Raw genomic sequence first — 17,220 nt, 5'->3', positions numbered from 1 at the left:
CGCTTTCCCATAGGGGGCACCGTTTTCCCCGGCTGGTCACCTCTTGGGCGTGGCCGGTGGCTGCGCCGGCCTGCCTCCGAGGTACAGCTCGCCCAGCTGTGGATCGGCCAGCAACTCCCGTGCCGGGCCCGAGACATGGACCCGCCCGAGGTCGAGTACGCAGCCGATGTCGGCGGTCTCCAGCGCGCGGCGGGCGTTCTGCTCGACCAGCAGTACGGCCGTGCCCGCCTCCCGCATCCGTACGATCTGCTCGAAGACCACGCCCGTCGTCTTCGGGTCGAGTCCCATGGACGGTTCGTCTAGGAGCACCACCCGGGGCCTGACCATCAGGGAGCGGGCGAACTCCACCTGCTTCTGCTGGCCGCCGGAGAGCAGTCCGGCCAGGCTCGTCCAGCGTTCGGCGACGAGCGGGAAGAGGTCGCGTACGAAGTCGGCGCGCTCGGCGACGACCGCCTTGTCCTTGATGGTGTAGCCGCCGAGCAGGACGTTCTCGGCGACTGTCATCTCCCGGAAGACGCTGTGCCCTTGAAGGACATGGGCGACCCCGGCGGCGAGCAGTTGCTGCGGTCCGCGGCCGGTGACGTCCTCGCCGTCGACCACGACCCGGCCGGAGCGCGGCGCGAGCAGTCCGCTGGCCACCTTCAGCACGGTGGACTTGCCCGCGCCGTTCGGGCCGACCAGGCACACCACGCCCCCGGCGGGCACCCGGACCGTCAGACCGCGCAGCACCAGGGCCGCCCGTCCGTATCCGGCGCGGATGTCGTCGAGTTCGAGCAAGAATCCGGACCCGGACTGGGAGGAGGGGCCGGAGGGGGACGGGGAGACGGTGGAGGAGCCGGAGTCAGACGCCAAGGTAGGCCTCCAGGACTCGTTCGTCGGACTGGATCACCGAGGGCGGGCCCTCCGCGATCGGCCGCCCGCGGTCGAAGACCACGACGTGGTCGCTGAGGGACATGACCAGGTCCATGTTGTGCTCGACGATCAGGAACGTCCTCCCCTCGGCGTTGAGTTCGCGCACCAGGTCACAGATGCGGTCGATCAGTGCCGGGTTGACCCCGCCCGCCGGTTCGTCGAGCAGGATCAGCTCGGGCTCGCTCATCAGGACGCCCGCGAGCTCCAGCAGCTTCTGCTGCCCCCAGGACAGATTCCGCGCCTCCGCCCTCTCCAGGTGGTCGATGCCCATGCGGGTCAGCCAGTACCGGGCCCGCTCCGTCTCCTCCCGCTTTCGGGCGCCGGCGAGTTGGGCCAGCAGTTTCGGCGGGCGTACGGCGACGAGCAGGTTGTCCAGGACCGTCATCCGGGGGAAGACACGGCAGAGCTGGAAGGAGCGGCCGATCCCCGCCCGGGCGATGCGGTGCGGCGGCCTGGCGGTGATGTCTCGGCCCCGGTACGTCGTGCGGCCCGCGTCGGGACGGATCATGCCGGTGACGCAGTTGAAGAACGTGGTCTTGCCCGAGCCGTTCGGCCCGATCAGGGCGTTGACCCTGCCGTGCCGGAACGACACGGTGGCGCCGTCCAGGGCGGCTACCCCGCCGAAGGTCTTGGTGAGTCCGACGGCCGCCAGGCTCTGCTCATCCTCCTCCGCGCTCACTGCCTCACCTCTCTCTTCCCGTCCGGTCTTTTCCCGTCCGGCCGGTGGTCCGGCCGGACGTCCGCCTCCTGCTCGTCGCGTTCGTCGCGCAGTTCGGCAGCGGTGACCTCGCGGATCGACGTCTCGCCGGTCCCGAGGACATGGGCGGCCAGTCCGGTGACCGCCGGGATGACACCGTCCGGCATGAACATCACGACGACCCCCAGCAGCAGGCCCGCGAAGACCAGGTGCAGTGGGGTGTCCCCGTACTCGAGCTTGGAGTACTCGAGGCCGTACCCGACGACGACCGCCCCGAGCAGCGGCCCGTACAGATGGCGTACGCCCCCGAGGAGCGCCATCAGGACCATGTAGGCCCCGCTCAGGATCGAGAACTGGAAGACGGGGTCGAGGTCGCCGAACCACAGCCCGTAGAGCCCTCCCGCCAGGGCGGTGAAGGCCGCCGAGACCACGAAGACGACGAGCTTGTACGTGTAGGTGGGGGTGCCCAGCGACTGGGCCTTGTCCTCGTCCTCCCGGATCGCCTTCAGGCCCATGCCGAACCGGGAGCGGTCGATGATCCACCAGGCCAGCAACGCCAGCGCCAGCAGCCCGAGGAACAGGAAGTAGAAGATCTCGTGGTGCTCGGAGCGCAGCTTGCCCGGGAACGGCCGCGGGACCACCAGACCGCGCGAGCCGCCGGTGAACGAGGCCCAGCTCTGGAAGACCAGCAGCATGATCAGGACCAGTGCGATCGAGACGATGACGAAGGACGCGCCGCGCACCCGCAGCGCGGCGTAGCCGACGGGTATCGCGAGCACGGCGACCAACGCGGCTGCCACGAACAGCGCGACGAACGACGGCAGTTCGCCCTTGGTGACGAGCAGCCCGGTCGCGTACGCGCCGAGCCCGGCGAACGCGCCGTGCCCCAGGGAGATGTAGCCGGTGAAACCGCCGACGAAGTTCCAGGAGGTGGAGAGCACCGCGAAGTTGAGGATGGCGATACCCACGGTCAGCTCGTACGGACTCGGGGCCATGGACGGGAAGGACAGCGCGACGGCGAGCCCGGCGAGCAGTGCTCCCAGCCGCAGCAACGTGGCTGTGTGGTGCGGGCGTTCAGAATCTCTGGGCAAGCCGACCCCCGAAGAATCCCTGCGGCCGGACGGCCAAGGTGGCGAAGAGCGCGACATAGAAGACCGTCTGCGCCCAGGTCGTGCTGAGTTCCAGCTGGAGCAGGCTCTGCGTCATGCCGAGGGCCATGGCGGCGATCGCCGCACCCGGCACGCTGCCGAGGCCGCCGACCACGATGATCGCCATCAGCGGACCGATCCAGTGCCAGTGCAGAGACGGGTAGATGGTCGTGTCGAGCGAGAGTGCCGTACCGCCGACCGCCGCCGTTGCGAGACCGAGCCCGAAGCCGTACCCGGCGATCCGGTCGGTGTCGATGCCGACCAGCGCGGCGGCCTCTCGGTGCTGGATCGTCGCCCGCAGCGCCTGGCCGAACCTGCTGTGCCGCATCAGGAGATACAGCCCGAGCAGGGCCGCGGCCGCCAGGCCGAACGCGATGAGCTTGACCACCGCGACGCGCGCGCCGAAGAACTCCAGGCTCGCGGACGAGTAGCCGAGCCGGATCCGGCGCTGGGTGCCGGAGAAGGCGTACCCGAGGAGCCCTTCGATGACGAGGGCGACGGAGAACGTCAGCAGCACCGACATCATGGTCAGCGTCGCCGGGCGCAGCCGGGTCAGGAGCAGCCGTTGCATGGCCACGCCCGCGACGAAGAACAGCGGCACGGTGACGAGCAGGGTGAGCAGCGGGTCGACACCGGTCTCCCGGTGCGCGTACCAGGCGAGGTAGGCGGCGAGGATAAGGAACGCCGAGTGGGCGATCATCACGACGCGCATGACGCCGAAGTAGAGGGTCAGGCCGGCCGCCAGGAGGGCGTAGAGCCCTCCCAGCAGCACGCCGAGGACGATGCTCTGGAAGACGAGGCTCGCGGAGGGCACGCAGGCATCACCACTTCGGCTTGGGGTGGACCAGGTCGGCTTCCTTCTGTTCCTCGGGCAGGACGATCTGGATCTCGCCGTCCACCCACTGCTGGATCATGTGCGCGCTCTGCGGGCGCCCCTTGTCGTCCCACTTGAGGGGCCCGACGACGGTCTCCACCTCGTTGCCGCGCAGCCACTTCACGAGCTTCTGCTGGCACTCCTCGTCCTGGGAGGCGCACTTGGCGGCCTCGACGGCCGCCGCGACGACCTGTCCCGTGGTGTAGGCGTTGGCCTCGTCCTCCTCCGGGGCCTTGCCGAACTGCTCGGTGTACTTCTCCACGAACTCCTTGTTGCTCGGGTAGTCCGCGTGCTGGGTGTAGCCGGTCGGCGCGAGGATGCCCTCGGTCTTGTCGCCGATGGCCTTGGCGAACTCCGGTTCGGTGGGGGCGGTGGAGAAGGCGGCCATCTTCGGCTGGTAGTTCAGCTGTTGGAGGGCGACGATCAGGTTCACCCCGTCCTGGTACTGCGAACCGCCCACCACCATGTCGGCCTTGGAGGAGGCGATCTGCGCGGCGATCGAGCCGAAGTCGGTGGTGTTGGGCGGGTAGACCTCGTCGACGACGGTCTTGATGCCGCCCTTCTCCAGCTTGTCCTTGAGCCCGTACGCCGTCCCCTGGGCGAAGGGGTCGTCCATCGCGGCGTACGCCACGGACTTGGGACGCTCCGCCTCGGGCAGCGCCAGGATGTAGTCGGCGAGGTGGTTGTAGTGGTCGTTGGCGACCGCCGGGGCCGCGTAGAAGAGGTTCTTGAAGCCCTGGTCGAAGACCTCCGGAGCCGCGCCGGCCGGCTCGACGAAGAGCAGACCGTACTCCTCCGCCACCCGGGCCGCCGGTACCACGAGCCGGGTGGAGAACGGGCCGAGGACCAGGTCGACCTGGTCCCTGCCGATCAGTTGCTCGTAGTCGGAGACCACCCGGTCGGCGTTCGACTGGTCGTCGAGGACCTTCAACTCGACCTTGCGGCCGAGCAGTCCGCCCTTGTCGTTGACGATCTTCGCCCATGCCTTGTAGCCGCGCTCCACGCCCTTGCCGGGTTCCGAGAAGTCCCCGGTGAGCGGGAGCGAGACTCCGATGGTGATGGGGTCGTCGGGTGAATCCTCCGAGCCGCCGCCCGAGCCGCAACCGGCGGCAGTGAGTGCCGTGGCGGACGCGAGGGCGGCAACTCTCCATGAAAGGCGCTGTGTTGTGCTCATCGCTGGACTCCCCTGTCCGCAGGCACTCTCTTCGCCGTTCGAAAGCGCTTTCGCGAGCGCTTGCGTACTATGTAATCCACGTCACATGAGTTGAGACAAGCGTCGTGCACGGACCGATTGACAAGGCCCTGTTCGGAGGCGGTGACGAATGCCAAGGCCCCGTTCACGACTGCGGCTCGCCGATGTGGCCGAGCGCGCGGGAGTTTCACTGACCACGGCGTCCCGGGCGCTCGCCGGACGGGACGGGGTGCGTGAGGAGGTGGCCGAGCGGGTCCGCCGCATCTCGCGGGAGCTCGGCTACGTCGCCAATCCCCACGCGCGCACGCTGGCGGGCGGTACCGCCTCGACGGTGGGGCTGATCGTCCATCAGATCGACGACCCGTACTTCTCGGAGATCGCGGGCGGGGTCGTACAGGTGGCGGGCGAACGCGATCTGATCGTCCAGATCTGCCACTCCGGCCGCAATCCGCAGAACGAACTGCGCCAGATCCGCCATCTGATCGCCCAGCGCGTCGGTGTCATCATCATCGCGGGCTCCGGGTACGTCGATCCCCGCATGGAGGCCGAGTCCAGGGCCGAGCTGTCCGCCTTCCAGGACGCCGGCGGGCGGCTGACGGTGATCGGCCGTCACTTCCTCAACGCGGACGCGGTGCGGCCCGACAACAAGGAGGGCGCCGAGACAGTTACTGGTCATCTGCTGTCCCTCGGACACCGCCGGATCGCTGTGGCGGCGGGGGAGATGCTGCTGTCCACGGTCGCCGACCGGTTCGCGGGGGTCGCGGCGGCGCTGTCGGGGGCCGGCCTGCCCTCCGACGAACTACCATTGGCGCAGGCCGAGTTCACCCGCGACGGCGGGCGCGACGCGGCCGAGCGGATCCTGCACGACCACCCGGACACCACCGCGATCGTCGCCCTCAACGACGCCATGGCCATCGGTGTCCTCTCCGCGCTCCGCGCCCACCGCGTACCGGTCCCGCACCGGATGTCGGTCGCCGGATTCGACGACGTGTCGTTCGCGGCGGACCTCGCCCCCGGCCTCACCACCGTGCGGCTGCCCCTCGCCGAAATGGGCCGCCAGGCCCTCTCGATGGCCCTGAAACCGCCCGCCTCCCGGCCCCGCCGGAAATCCACCGGCCATGAGCTGGTGGTACGCGACTCCACGGGGCCCGTGCCCTCGCGGTGAGGCCTGGGCGGGCTCGCGGTGACCGGACGTGGTGCCGTCCAGCCACTTCTCGTACGGCGAGTCACTTCTCGTACGGCGATCCACTGCCTCGTACGCCGACCCACTGTCTCGTATTGAGACACCCACGTCGGGGACGGCTGGATCACGATCATGAGTGGCTCACGTCCCGGTCCGCCGTGCCCGTGTCCGTGCGGCCCACGGGCCTGCCGGGCGTGTGGGAGGGCGTCGAGCCGTGGCACGCAACGGAATTGAGAAGACAGGTGAACATCATGGCCCTCGGACTGCTTCGGCGTCGGCGTTCCAGGGACGCCTCCGCCGCCGCCTCGGGCCTCACAATGCCCCTGCCGCCCGGCGCGGGCGCGGTCGGCTGCGAGGTCGCGGACCCCATGGGACAGCCCATGGGCGGCGCCGACGTCACGATCACCGCGCTCGACTCGCATCGCGTCGCGGCCCGCGGCACCACCGACCCGTACGGCTTCTTCATGGCCGTGCTGCCGCCGGGCGGTTACAGCATGATGGTCATGGCCGAGGGGCTCTCCCCGGTCCGCGAGACCGTCGAGATCGTCGCCGGCGTCACCCTCCCCACCCTGTACGCCCGCCTGGAACCGGCCCGTCAGCTCGACCTGCCGCCGACCGGCACCTGGCTCTTCGACCCGCCCCACACGGCGATCCGCTTCATCGCCAAGCACGTCGGAATGGCCCATGTGCACGGCCGCTTCGAGCGTTTCGACGGCGGCATCCAGATCGTTCAGGACATCACCGAGTCCCGGGTCCATGTCCGGATCGACGCGGCGAGCATCACGACGGGCAACACGACCCGCGACAACCACCTCCGGTCGGCGGACTTCCTGGACGTCAAGCGCTTCCCCTTCATCGACTTCCACAGCACGCGGTTCGCCTACCGCGGCGGCAGCAAGTGGACGCTGCAGGGCTCGCTGACGATGCACGGGGTGAGCCGCTCGGTGGCCCTGGACACGACGTACCTCGGTATGGTGAATGGCGGTTACGGCGAGGAACTGCGCTGTGCGGCCCTGGCCAAGGCCGAACTGCACCGCGAGGACTACACGCTCAACTGGCGGAACATGCTGGCCCGCGGTATCGCGGTGGTCGGCCCGACGATCCAGCTCGAACTGGACGTACAGGCGATGTACCGCACGCACGACACACCCACCCCGCCGGAGTAGCGGGCTCTCTCCGAACCCACTCCGAACCCACTCACCGCCCGATCGAGTCGAGGGCGTCGAGCAGTCGGGGACTCGCCGGGGAGCCCTCGTCGGGCGGCCCGGCCGTGCGATGGAGTTCGCCGTCGACGATCTCGTAGTGCCCGATGGCCTCGATCGGCGGCGAGTAGACGTGGACGGTCACGGCGCCGGCGTCGTGGTCCATCCGGTGGACGCCCGAACCCGGGAACGAGAACGACTCGCCGGCCCCGTACCGGCGGGCGCGCCGCGGGCCGCCCACAGGCAGCCCCTCCTGCCAGGCGGCCCCCTCGATCACGTGCACCCCGACGCAGGACCCCTGGTGGTCGTGGTAGCCGGTGTCGCGCGACTGCCACCAAGTGTTCAGCCACGCCTCGGAGTTGTCGTTCCGCCACAGCAGCAGATACGAGCCGGGACCGGAGCGGTCGAGCGCGTCGGTGTCGACGAACGCCGCCGCCCGGCGGGCCCGGTCCGCGCACTCCTCTGCCGTGAACGGCCGGTCGGACGCGCCGAGTTCGGCGAGCGCGGTCGCGTCGAACGGGGTCGGATTCATGGTCATCCCCCTTGTGCCGGTTGCGTGTTGGACGACGGTCACGGGTGGCCGTCGCATGAGGCCGTCGGGTGCGGTCAGTCCTCTCCGGTGAGCAGGCGGCGTGGATTGGTGATGCGGAAGGCGTAGGCGGTGGCCCCGCCCAGACCGAAGCCGGGCTGCTGCGGCGGTTCCGCGTAGGGCCGGTCCGAGCCCATCACGACGACGTCGGTTCCGAGAACGCGGACGACGGAGTCCACGGCACGCGGACCGTATGAGGACGTCTCGACGAACACATCGGGATCGACACCTGCCCGGCCCTCGTCCCCGCCACGGGCGGCGAAGCGCTCCCCGTGCAGCGGGGCGAGCCCGGCCAGCAGCGCGAAGCACACCCGAAGTCGCGGGTGCCGAGGCCGGCCGAACGCCCGGAAGGCGAACCACGCGGAGTGCATCTGCTGCACGTACGGAACCATCGCAGGCCACCAGCCGGGCCCCGGTGACGCGCCGGGCGCCGGGCCGGGGTGGACGAACAGCGGGAGGCCGCGCGCTTCGAGCAGATCGAGCAGCGGGGCGCAGCGCGCGTAACCGGCCTCGTCGGTCAGGGCGTTGGCCGGGAGCTGGAGCCCGGCGAACCCCCGGTCCAGGTCCGCGGCGGTCGAGTCGGCGTCGATGTCCCGGACGCAGGCGGCGGCCCAGGCCCCGAACGGTTCGGGCAGGCCCGCCGCGTCCTCGTGGTAGGCGTCGAGCAGCGGGCGTGCTTCGTCGGACGGCAGCCACTCGATGCCGAGCGGGGCGGACAGTGAGACGAGCGCCCTGCCGAGCCCGTCGGCGGCGGCCAGTTCGGCGCGCGCGGCGACATCGTGCTGGGCGGCCGGGACCTCGTAGGGCGGCTCACCGGCGGTGTGCAGGGTCCAGCCGTCCAGGAACGGCGGCTTGTCACGCGCGCGAAGGGCCGCGAGGAACGAGGCGGTCCACAGATGCTGGTGTACGTCGACGTTGGTCACGAAGGTCCTTCCACCAGAGCGCACAGAGCGTTCCGTACCTCGTCGGACCCCAGGACGTCCCGGCTCACCAGGTCCACGTCCACTCCACTGGGCCGGTCGTCGTCCAGGGGCGGGACCAGCTCGCGGATCGCGCGGTGCAGGAGACCGGGGCCGCGTCCCATGGTGGCAGGGGCCGCCAGGTCCACGGCCTGTGCCGCGGCCAGGGCCTCCACGGCGAGCAGTTGCCGCAGCCTGCCCAGCATCGTCGTCAGCCGGCGCGCCCCGAGCGCCGCGTTGGTCGAGTCGTCCTCGACCGCGTCCGCGCCGTGCCGGGGGTCGGTGCACACGGGCGCGGACAGGGCACGGATCTCCGCGACGAGCGCCTGCGCCGTCTTGGCCAGCGGCGCGAAGCCCGAACGCTCCGGACCGTACGGCGAGAGGTTCGCGGGCAGTCCGCTGACAGCGGGATTCAGCAGCCGCCGCATGCGCTCGGCCGAGATCGCCGCGGCCTGCGTCAGGGCCAGCGCGACGGTGTCGAAGCCGAGGGCCAGGGCCGGCGTGTGGAAGTTGCCGGACGAGAGGATCTCCCCGGTGTCGGCCAGGACCACCGGGTTGTCGCCGCAGCCGTTGAGCTCGGGTTCGAGTGCGGCGAGGGCGAAGTCCAGGGCGGCGTGCAGCGCCCCGTGCACCTGGGCGGCACAGCGCAGGCTCACGGGGTCCTGGACGCGCCTCGCGTGCCGGGGATCGGCCAGCTCGCCGCCGTCCAGCAGCGCGAGCAGTTCGCCCGCCGCCCGGGCCTGACCGGGGGCCGGACGCAGGCCCAGTACGCGGCTGTCGAGCGGGCTCGTGTTCGCCCGGAACCCCTCGAAGGTGAGCGCCGTGACCGCCTGGGCCAGGGTGAGTACGGCAGCCGCCTCGTGGAGGGCGAGGGCGCCGACTCCGGCGGCCAGCGGGCTCGCGCTGCACAGCACGTGCCCGTCCTTCGGCCCCAGCTCGGCGGGGGCCAGCCCGGCCCGTCGCAGTGCTTCCGCCCCGTCGAGCACCTCACCGGAGACCTCGGCACGGCCCTCGCCGATGACGACCAGGCCGACATGGGCCATCTGACACAGATCGGAGGCGCCGATCGACCCCACCTCGGGGATCACAGGGTGCACCCGGGAGTTGAGCATCGAGACCAGCAGCGGCACGATCTCCGGCCGCACTCCGCTGCCACCGCCCGCGATGCCGTTCACCCGGGCGAGCAGGGCGGCGCGTACGACGGGGACCGGCAGCGGATCGCCCACCGCGTTGGCCCGGCCCCGGACCGTGCGCACGCTGAACTCGCCGAGTTCGGCCCGTGGCAGCGCGTACGACGAGCGGCTGCCGAGCCCTGTCGTCAGACCGTACGTCGGCACCTCGCGGTCGACCACGTCGTCGACGACCGCGCGGTCGCGCGCGAGCCGGGGCAGGACATCCTCGGCCAGGGCGACCTGGGCGCCGCGGAGTGCGACCGCGGCGACGTCGTCGCAGGTGAGGGCGCGCCCGTCGAGGACCACGGCGTCAGCAGCGACTGCCGGGGTAGGAGCGGAAAACGTACCGGTCATGAGAACCGCAGGTTCTGCCCGAGGCCACGCTCTTCGGCCTTCTTGAGCATGGCCGCGCCCAGCGCGATGTCGGACAACGAGAGGCCGCGATGCCAGAACAGGATGGTCTCGTCGTCGCGCTCGCGGCCGGGCTTGTCGCCGACGACGATCTCGCACAGCTCACCGTGCAGGGTCTCCTCGCTGAGCCGCCCCGACTCGACATGCGCGCGCAGCGCACCGAACGGCCCGGACCGGCACTGGCCCCAGTCGTCGACGACGACCTTGTCCATGATGTCGGTGAGGGTGATTTCGACCGCGCTCATCGTTCCGTACGGTACGACAAGCGCTCCCGGCGCGATCCACTCCGTCCTCAGCAGCGGCTCGGGCCGCTCCAGCCGGGACGCCTCCACGACGATGTCCGCGCCCTCGACGCACGACTTCCAGTCGTCGGTGACGATGACGGGCTTGCCGAGGTCGTTCTCCAGCCGCTCGGCGAAGGCCTCACGGCTCTCCGGGCGGCGCGAGTGGACGCGTATCTCGTCGAAGTCGAAGATCCGGTCGAGCAGGCGGACGTTCCAGTACGAGGTGGCGCGGGCGCCGATGTGACCGAGCACCTTGGAGTCGCGGCGGGCCAGGTGCCGCGCCCCGAGCGCGGTGAGCGCGCCGGTGCGCATCTCGGTGATGGCGGTGGCGTCGACCACGGCCACCGGCATTCCCGTACGCGGGTCGAAGAGGTTGAGCAGCGCCATCTCGGAGGGCAGCCCGGCCTTGTAGTTGCCGACGTAGTCGCCCACAATCTTGACTCCGGCCAGCCCCAGTGGCGCGATGTAGCCGCGCAGGACGTTGAAGTGGCCGTTGAACGAGGGATCGGGCGTGAGGTGGACCCGTGGTTCGATGACCGTCTCCCCGCGGCCCTGAGCACGCAGCCCCTGCTCGACGGCGTCGAGCACCTCGGTGTCGTCAAGTTCGAGCTGTTCGATGTCCGAGCCGTTCAGAAACGTGAACCAAACCGGGTCAAACGCCTGCATTTCGGGCACCCTTTCACTTTCTTCGGGCGAACGTAACGTCCCGTTTACAAAAGGGGATTGACTGTAATTCAGCCACACACAACTCTGCATGACCATATGCAGTCGGGTAAGGGGCAGCTTTGATCAGATTCGATGCGGTGAGCAAAAACTATCCCAACGGCACGACAGCCGTGGACGAGCTGTCGCTGGAGTTGGCGGAGGGCGGCATCACGGTCCTGGTCGGCCCTTCCGGCTGCGGCAAGACCACGACCCTGCGCATGGTCAACCGCATGGTCGAGCCGACGGCCGGCACGGTGAGCCTGCGAGGCCAGGACATCCGGGAGATCGCCGCCCCGGAGCTGCGCCGGGGTATCGGATACGTGATCCAGCACGCGGGGCTGTTCCCGCACCGCACGGTGCTGGACAACATAGCGACCGTGCCGCTGCTGCTCGGCTGGGGCAAGAAGAAGGCGCGCTCGCGGGCGGCGGAGCTGCTGGAGCTCGTGGGGCTGCCCGCCTCCATGGCCAAGCGCTATCCGTACCAGCTCTCCGGCGGACAGCAGCAGCGCGTCGGGGTGGCCAGGGCACTGGGCGCGGACCCGCCGGTGCTGCTGATGGACGAACCGTTCAGCGCGGTCGACCCCATCGTCCGGGGGGAGCTGCAGGCGGAGTTCATCCGGCTGCAGAAGGAACTGAACAAGACGATCGTCTTCGTCACCCATGACATCGACGAGGCGATCAAGCTCGGCGACCACATCGCGGTGCTCCGCACCGGGGGCAGGCTCGCGCAGTTCGACGCCCCGGAGCGGCTGCTCGCGCATCCCGCCGACGACTTCGTGGCCGATTTCGTGGGCCAGGACCGTGGCATCCGCCGCCTGTCCTTCGTCAAGGCCGCCGATCTGCCGCTGCGGGAGGGGCTGGTCCTGCCGGCCGACTCCCCGGTGGCGCGGGCCCGGGCGGCGGACGAGCCCTGGGTGCTCGTCGTCGACGGGGACCGGCGGCCGCTCGGCTGGGCCGCGGTCGCCGACCTGCCGGCCGGCGGCACACTCGCGGACGCCGCGCTGACCCCGCTCGGCCACACGTTCAGCCTGGCCGGCGACTCGGCACGGGCCGCCCTCGACGCGGCCCTGCTGTCGCCGTCGCGGCTCGCGGTGGGGGTCGACTCCCAGGGCGCGGTCGTCGGGGTCGCGGACGCGTACGAGCTGTCCGCGGCGATGACCGAGGACGGGGCTGTCGGTGACGCGGCGGCCGAGGAGGCGACGGCCGCACCCGGGACGGCCCAGGAGGCGACGGCTGAAGCGGAGACTGCCGAGGCGGCGGTGACCGACGTGGGGACGGTCGGCGCGGAGACCTCCGGCGCCGAGTCGGCCGACACGGCGACCGCCGAGGACGCGGTGTCCAAGGTGCAGGTCGCCAAGGGGGACAAGGGAAGCGGCAGCGACTCCGCCGACGGCGCGGGCGCGGGCGGTGACGGGCGATGAGAGACGGCGAACCCCTCATACGCTGGGACTGGATCGGCGATCACATCGGCGAGCTGGCCGACTACACCAGTGTCCATCTGCGGCTCGGACTCCTGCCGGTGCTGTTCGGACTGCTCATCTCCGTGCCGCTCGGCATCCTCTGTCACCGCTGGCGGTGGATCTACCCGCCGACCCTGACCGCGGCCAACGTGTTGTACTCGATCCCGTCGCTGGCCCTGTTCATGATCTTCGTGCGCTACACGGGTCTGACCGAACGCACGGTGATGATCCCGCTGACGCTCTACACACTGTCGGTGCTCATACCCAACGTCGTGGACGGACTGGCCTCGGTCCCCGAACCGGTACGGCAGGCGGCCACCGCCATGGGATTCAGCACGGTCCGTCGTGTCGTCCAGGTCGAACTGCCGATCGCCGTGCCCGTCGTCGTGGCCGGCGTCCGGGTCGCCGCCGTCTCGTCCATCAGCCTCGTCGCCGTGGGGCAGCTGATCGGACAGGGCGGCCTCGGCTACTACATCACCCGCGGACTCCAGCTCGACTTCCCGACCCCGATCATCACCGCGACCGTACTGATCATGCTGCTGGCCCTCGTCACCGACGCACTGCTCGTGCTGGCACAGCGGCTGCTCACACCATGGGCGCGCGGCAAGGGGGCGAGGGCGTGAACGACTTCCTGAACCAGATCGAGCTCGTGGGCGACTGGCTGACGTCGTCCCAGCAGTGGAGCGGTGACGACGGCATCCCCCACCGGCTCGCGGAGCATCTGACCTACAGCGGCATATCGCTGGTGTTCGCCACCCTGATCGGGCTGACCTTCGGACTGCTGGTCGGGCACACCGGCCGGGGCGCGTTCGCCGTCGCGAGCGTGGCGAACCTCGCGCGGGCCATCCCCACCTTCGGCCTGGTCGTCCTCGTCGTCACGGTCGCCGGGCTGAGCACCACGCCGGTGCTGGTGGCCCTGGTCGCGCTGGCGGTCCCGCCGATCCTCATCAACACCTTCGAGGGCGTACGCGGAGTCGACCCCGACACCAGGGACGCGGCACGAGGGATGGGCATGACCGGCTGGGAGGTCCTGCTGAAGGTCGAGGTGCCGATGGCGCTGCCGCTGATCCTGCTCGGGCTGCGGGTCGCCGCGATCCAGGTCGTGGCCACGGCGACCGTCGCCGCGTACCCCGGTCTCGGCGGTCTGGGGCGCTTCATCGTCGACGGACTCGCCCGCAACAACTACGAACTGGTCATCGGCGGCTCCGCCGTCGTCGTCATGCTGGCGCTCGTCGTCCAGGCCGTCTTCACCGCGCTGCGGCGCGTCGTCGTCTCGCCGGGGCTGCAGCCTTCGCCGACCAAGTCCTGATGTCCCGAGTTCCCGAGTTCCCGAGTTCCTGATTTCCCACGCTCCCACGCTCCTGAAGGCTCCGAGAGCTCCTGAGGGCTCCTGAGGGCCCCAAGAAAGGAAACACCCATGAATGCCAAAGCCATCGCCCGCGCCACCGCGTTCGGCCTCGTCACCGCGTTCGCCCTGACCGCCTGCGGAGGAGGCGACGACAGCGACGACAACCCGCTGACCGGCAGCAGCGGGGACAGCGGAGGCGGCAAGTCCATCGTCGTCGGCTCGGCCAACTTCCCCGAGAACCAGCTCCTCGCCGAGATCTACGCCCAGGCCCTGGAGGACAAGGGCCTGAAAGTGACCCGCAAGTTCGACATCGGTGCCCGCGAGGTGTACTACGACCAGGTGGTCAAGGGCGGCATCGGTGTCTTCCCCGAGTACAACGGCGCGCTGCTGTCCGTCGCGGTCGACAAGAAGAGCACCGCCACCAGCACGGAGGAGATCAACGCGGAGCTGAAGGCGAAGCTCCCGAAGTCCGTGGAGATACTCGACTCCGCCGCGGCCGAGGACAAGGACTCGGTCACGGTCACCTCCGAGACCGCCGCCAAGTACAAGCTCAAGACCCTGGCCGACCTGAAGCCGGTCGCGAAGGACATGACGATCGGCGCAGGCTCGGAGTTCAAGACCCGTACGCAGGGCGGTGTCGGTCTGAAGACGGTCTACGGCGTCGAGTTCGGGAAGTTCCAGCCGCTGGACGCGGGCGCCCAGAGCACCCTGCTGAAGCTGCTGAAGGACGACAAGGTGCAGGCCGCCAACCTGTACACGACCGACCCCGCGATCGTCGAGGACAAGCTGGTCGTCCTGGAGGACCCGAAGAACCTCTTCTCCTCGCAGAACGTCACACCCCTCGTCTACAAGTCCGCGGTCGACGACAAGGCCAAGGCGGCCCTCAACGCCCTCTCGGCCAAGCTCACCACCGAGGACCTGCTGGAGATGATGAAGAAGCTCGTCAACGACAAGGAGGACGCCTCCGACGTCGCCAAGGAGTGGCTGACGAACGCCGGTCTCACCGGCTGACGCCGACCGTCGTCCGGACCTTCCGCACCGGTTGCGGAAGGTCCGGTACGCCTGGCGAAGAGCCGGTACGCCTGGCGAAGGTCCGGTACGCCCGGCACGGTCAGGCAGGGCCGCACGGAGTTGGGCAGGACCGCACTGACTCGGGCAGTACGGCACGGAGTCGGGCGGGATGGCAGGGGAGTTCGATAGTCCGGCACGGCGTCGGGCAGGACCACACGCAGTCAGGCAGGACGGCCGAGGAGTCCGGCGTGCCCGGCAAGAAGTCAGGCAGGCCCGGCAACGAGTCCGGTACGCGCGGCAGAGAGGGGGACCAAGGTGACCGACACGGACGGGACCGGCGTCAGTGCCGACGGGCCCCAGGGGGCCGTCGAGCCCGCACGGCTGCACCAGCTGTTCGAGGGGCGCCGGCTGACGCCCACGCAGCGCCGTATCGCCCACTGTCTGGTCCGGCAGACCGCGGCCGCACCCTTCCTGTCGAGCGTCGAACTGGCCCAACTGGCAGGCGTGAGCCAGCCGTCGGTGACCCGCTTCGCGGTCGCCCTCGGCTTCGACGGCTACCCGGCCCTGCGCAAGCACCTGCGGGACGTGGCACCCGCCGGGCCGGCGGTGGACGCGCGGCCGGCCAACCCGTACCAGCAGGCGGTACGGGCCGAGATCCACCATCTGCTCCAACTCGCGTCCCTGCTGGCCGATCCCGGGCCCGTGGAACGCGCGGGACGGCTGCTCGCCGCCTCCCGTCCGCTGCCGGTGCTCGGGCTGCGCGCCTCCGCGGCCCAGGCCCGCGGCTTCGCCTACTTCGCGGCCAAGGTCCACCCGGACGTACGTCTCCTCGACGAGGGAGGCTCACGGCTCGCCGACCGCATCGACATGGCCAGGAGCGCCGGCGCGAGCGCCCTCATGTGCTTCGCCCTGCCGCGCCACCCGGCCGAACTCCTCGACGCACTCGACCACGCCCGCGCGACGGGACTGACCGTGGTGACGATCGCCGACGGCACCTTCGCCCCGGTCGCCGCCCACAGCGATCTGCTTCTCCCGGCCGCCGTCGGCACCGACCTGGTCTTCGACACGGTCAGCGCCCCCATGCTCCTCGGCCAGGTCCTGCTGGAGGCGATGTGCGACGCCCTGCCCGACGCCCAGGCCCGCCTGGAGGAGTTCGACGCACGGGCGGCCGCGCGGGGCCTGTTCGTCGACTGACCGGCTCGCGCGAGCGCCGCGCGACGGATGCCGCCCCGACACCGGTGCCTGGTCACCGGTCACCGGCGCCGGACCGGCCTCGGTCACCAGGCGCGTACGGTAAGGTTCACCTGCGTGTTCACGCGGAACTCCGCGACGAAGCGCATCGGGACGTGGCGCAGCTTGGTAGCGCACTTGACTGGGGGTCAAGGGGTCGCAGGTTCAAATCCTGTCGTCCCGACCAGCTTTGATGCAGGTCGGAGGCCGTTCTCTCATCCATGGGAGGGCGGCTTTTCATGCGTCCGGGGGTGTGGTGGTCGCACTGTGGTTGCGCGCCCGAGCCGGGATTGGTTCGCCAGGGAGCCGGTCTGCAGGCAGGCCGCACCGTCCAGCCGGGCGCCGACGAGTTTGTAGTCGGTCCACTGCCAGCCGGCGGCGCTGTCGGGCATAGAACGTGTAGGTGGCCTGGCCGGTCTCGTCGAGGTCGGCGACGGCGACGGCGACGGCGAGGGTGCTGGGCTCGGGGGCGGTCACGCTGCCGGTCAGGTGGACGCCGGAGGCGCTGAGGCGGGCACGGAAGTGGGTGCCGAAGACATCTGCGGAGAAGCGCCCGAGGAAGCGGGTGGGGGTGCCGAGCCGGGCGAGGGCGACGGCGGTGTTGGCGGGGCCGCCACCGGGCAGGGCGCGCAGCGCGAGTTCGTCGGAGCTGGACCGGGCGGGGTCGGTGAAGGCGTCGGCCACGCACTCGCCGAGGACGGTGACACTGACGGGGGGCCTGGGGTCGGGCCATGGTGACTGTCTGCCTCTCTCAGGAAGAGCGCGGGCGGGGAAGGGCGCCGGGACGGTGGCCTGATACAGCCCATTGCGCAGGTATTGACATGCCACTCAAGACGGACGTAA

The 17,220-nt window shown here is 70.3% G+C and carries 16 protein-coding genes, 1 tRNA gene and 1 pseudogene; 8 read left to right on the top strand and 10 right to left on the bottom strand.

What is annotated here, in order from left to right; genetic code table 11:
* Nucleotides 1-36 precede the first annotated feature (36 nt).
* From ACIBEI_RS02935 to ACIBEI_RS02915, 5 genes are read right to left on the bottom strand one after another with little or no spacing between them, the layout of a single operon-like run.
* Nucleotides 37-852: an ABC transporter ATP-binding protein gene (locus ACIBEI_RS02935; RefSeq protein ID WP_398884403.1), complete on the bottom strand. Its 816-nt coding sequence runs from the start codon at nucleotides 850-852 to the stop codon at nucleotides 37-39.
* Nucleotides 842-1,591 carry an ABC transporter ATP-binding protein gene (locus tag ACIBEI_RS02930; protein ID WP_398884401.1) on the bottom strand — a complete coding sequence of 250 codons (750 nt, stop codon included), beginning with the start codon at nucleotides 1,589-1,591 and terminating at the stop codon, nucleotides 842-844. The genes ACIBEI_RS02935 and ACIBEI_RS02930 overlap by 11 nt, the downstream gene beginning before the upstream one ends.
* Nucleotides 1,588-2,700 (bottom strand): branched-chain amino acid ABC transporter permease, encoded by a 1,113-nt coding sequence (locus tag ACIBEI_RS02925; protein WP_398884399.1) that lies wholly within the window; start codon nucleotides 2,698-2,700, stop codon nucleotides 1,588-1,590. Before ACIBEI_RS02925 ends, ACIBEI_RS02930 begins: the two co-directional genes overlap by 4 nt.
* The gene (locus ACIBEI_RS02920) at nucleotides 2,684-3,571 is read right to left on the bottom strand and encodes a branched-chain amino acid ABC transporter permease (protein ID WP_307519427.1); all 888 of its coding nucleotides are present in this window, start codon (nucleotides 3,569-3,571) and stop codon (nucleotides 2,684-2,686) included. Before ACIBEI_RS02920 ends, ACIBEI_RS02925 begins: the two co-directional genes overlap by 17 nt.
* A gap of 7 nt (nucleotides 3,572-3,578) precedes the next feature.
* On the bottom strand, nucleotides 3,579-4,805 hold the full coding sequence (locus ACIBEI_RS02915) for an amino acid ABC transporter substrate-binding protein (RefSeq protein ID WP_398884397.1): 1,227 nt from the start codon (nucleotides 4,803-4,805) through the stop codon (nucleotides 3,579-3,581).
* 148 nt (nucleotides 4,806-4,953) lie between these two features.
* Between ACIBEI_RS02915 and ACIBEI_RS02910 the strand changes: the two genes are divergently transcribed.
* Together ACIBEI_RS02910 and ACIBEI_RS02905 are read left to right on the top strand one after the other, a co-directional pair.
* On the top strand, nucleotides 4,954-5,988 hold the full coding sequence (locus ACIBEI_RS02910) for a LacI family DNA-binding transcriptional regulator (protein ID WP_398884395.1): 1,035 nt from the start codon (nucleotides 4,954-4,956) through the stop codon (nucleotides 5,986-5,988).
* A gap of 269 nt (nucleotides 5,989-6,257) precedes the next feature.
* Nucleotides 6,258-7,172 (top strand): YceI family protein, encoded by a 915-nt coding sequence (locus ACIBEI_RS02905; RefSeq protein ID WP_190227540.1) that lies wholly within the window; start codon nucleotides 6,258-6,260, stop codon nucleotides 7,170-7,172.
* A gap of 31 nt (nucleotides 7,173-7,203) precedes the next feature.
* Here the strand turns inward: ACIBEI_RS02905 and ACIBEI_RS02900 are convergent, their stop codons facing one another.
* From ACIBEI_RS02900 to ACIBEI_RS02885, 4 genes are all read right to left on the bottom strand, one after another.
* A complete protein-coding gene (locus ACIBEI_RS02900) occupies nucleotides 7,204-7,740 on the bottom strand; it encodes a hypothetical protein (RefSeq protein WP_398884392.1) in 537 nt (178 codons plus the stop codon).
* A gap of 74 nt (nucleotides 7,741-7,814) precedes the next feature.
* Complete coding sequence (locus ACIBEI_RS02895) at nucleotides 7,815-8,720, bottom strand: amidohydrolase family protein (RefSeq protein ID WP_398884390.1); 906 nt, start codon at nucleotides 8,718-8,720, stop codon at nucleotides 7,815-7,817.
* Nucleotides 8,717-10,282, bottom strand: a complete 1,566-nt coding sequence (hutH, locus tag ACIBEI_RS02890; protein WP_398884388.1) for a histidine ammonia-lyase — start codon at nucleotides 10,280-10,282, stop codon at nucleotides 8,717-8,719. The genes ACIBEI_RS02895 and hutH overlap by 4 nt, the downstream gene beginning before the upstream one ends.
* The gene (locus tag ACIBEI_RS02885; protein WP_398884386.1) at nucleotides 10,279-11,289 is read right to left on the bottom strand and encodes an ornithine cyclodeaminase family protein; all 1,011 of its coding nucleotides are present in this window, start codon (nucleotides 11,287-11,289) and stop codon (nucleotides 10,279-10,281) included. The genes hutH and ACIBEI_RS02885 overlap by 4 nt, the downstream gene beginning before the upstream one ends.
* A 119-nt stretch (nucleotides 11,290-11,408) precedes the next feature.
* Between ACIBEI_RS02885 and ACIBEI_RS02880 the strand changes: the two genes are divergently transcribed.
* The 6 genes from ACIBEI_RS02880 to ACIBEI_RS02855 all read left to right on the top strand — a co-directional run bounded on the left by ACIBEI_RS02880 (nucleotide 11,409) and on the right by ACIBEI_RS02855 (nucleotide 16,564).
* Nucleotides 11,409-12,749 carry an ABC transporter ATP-binding protein gene (locus ACIBEI_RS02880; protein WP_398884384.1) on the top strand — a complete coding sequence of 447 codons (1,341 nt, stop codon included), beginning with the start codon at nucleotides 11,409-11,411 and terminating at the stop codon, nucleotides 12,747-12,749.
* On the top strand, nucleotides 12,746-13,411 hold the full coding sequence (locus tag ACIBEI_RS02875) for an ABC transporter permease (protein WP_398884382.1): 666 nt from the start codon (nucleotides 12,746-12,748) through the stop codon (nucleotides 13,409-13,411). The genes ACIBEI_RS02880 and ACIBEI_RS02875 overlap by 4 nt, the downstream gene beginning before the upstream one ends.
* Nucleotides 13,408-14,097, top strand: coding sequence for an ABC transporter permease (locus ACIBEI_RS02870; protein WP_398884380.1), 690 nt, complete (start codon nucleotides 13,408-13,410; stop codon nucleotides 14,095-14,097). The genes ACIBEI_RS02875 and ACIBEI_RS02870 overlap by 4 nt, the downstream gene beginning before the upstream one ends.
* A gap of 108 nt (nucleotides 14,098-14,205) precedes the next feature.
* Nucleotides 14,206-15,147 (top strand): ABC transporter substrate-binding protein, encoded by a 942-nt coding sequence (locus ACIBEI_RS02865; RefSeq protein WP_398884378.1) that lies wholly within the window; start codon nucleotides 14,206-14,208, stop codon nucleotides 15,145-15,147.
* Nucleotides 15,148-15,528: 381 nt separating this feature from the next.
* Entirely contained in the window at nucleotides 15,529-16,341 is an 813-nt protein-coding gene (locus ACIBEI_RS02860) for a MurR/RpiR family transcriptional regulator (protein ID WP_398885089.1), read from the top strand.
* Nucleotides 16,342-16,487: 146 nt separating this feature from the next.
* A tRNA-Pro gene (locus ACIBEI_RS02855) sits at nucleotides 16,488-16,564 on the top strand.
* A gap of 109 nt (nucleotides 16,565-16,673) precedes the next feature.
* On the opposite strand, the pseudogene ACIBEI_RS02850 reads toward ACIBEI_RS02855, so the two are convergent.
* Nucleotides 16,674-17,110 (bottom strand): annotated as a pseudogene (locus tag ACIBEI_RS02850) (PfkB family carbohydrate kinase); the annotation flags it as partial.
* Between the last annotated feature and the right edge of the window lie 110 nt (nucleotides 17,111-17,220).

Origin of the sequence: Streptomyces sp. NPDC050988 (assembly GCF_044456225.1) — a bacterium.
Lineage (GTDB): Bacteria > Actinomycetota > Actinomycetes > Streptomycetales > Streptomycetaceae > Streptomyces.
The sequence above is the reverse complement of the archived record's forward strand: the minus strand, read 5'-3'. Positions and strand labels throughout refer to the sequence as shown.

Coding starts and splice junctions, on each gene's coding strand:
- ACIBEI_RS02900 (WP_398884392.1), bottom strand. CDS start 7,740: ATGAATCCGACCCCGTTCGACGCGACCGCGCTCGCCGAACTCGGCGCG.
- ACIBEI_RS02875 (WP_398884382.1), top strand. CDS start 12,746: ATGAGAGACGGCGAACCCCTCATACGCTGGGACTGGATCGGCGATCAC.
- ACIBEI_RS02915 (WP_398884397.1), bottom strand. CDS start 4,805: ATGAGCACAACACAGCGCCTTTCATGGAGAGTTGCCGCCCTCGCGTCC.
- ACIBEI_RS02905 (WP_190227540.1), top strand. CDS start 6,258: ATGGCCCTCGGACTGCTTCGGCGTCGGCGTTCCAGGGACGCCTCCGCC.
- ACIBEI_RS02885 (WP_398884386.1), bottom strand. CDS start 11,289: ATGCAGGCGTTTGACCCGGTTTGGTTCACGTTTCTGAACGGCTCGGAC.
- ACIBEI_RS02910 (WP_398884395.1), top strand. CDS start 4,954: ATGCCAAGGCCCCGTTCACGACTGCGGCTCGCCGATGTGGCCGAGCGC.
- ACIBEI_RS02865 (WP_398884378.1), top strand. CDS start 14,206: ATGAATGCCAAAGCCATCGCCCGCGCCACCGCGTTCGGCCTCGTCACC.
- hutH (WP_398884388.1), bottom strand. CDS start 10,282: ATGACCGGTACGTTTTCCGCTCCTACCCCGGCAGTCGCTGCTGACGCC.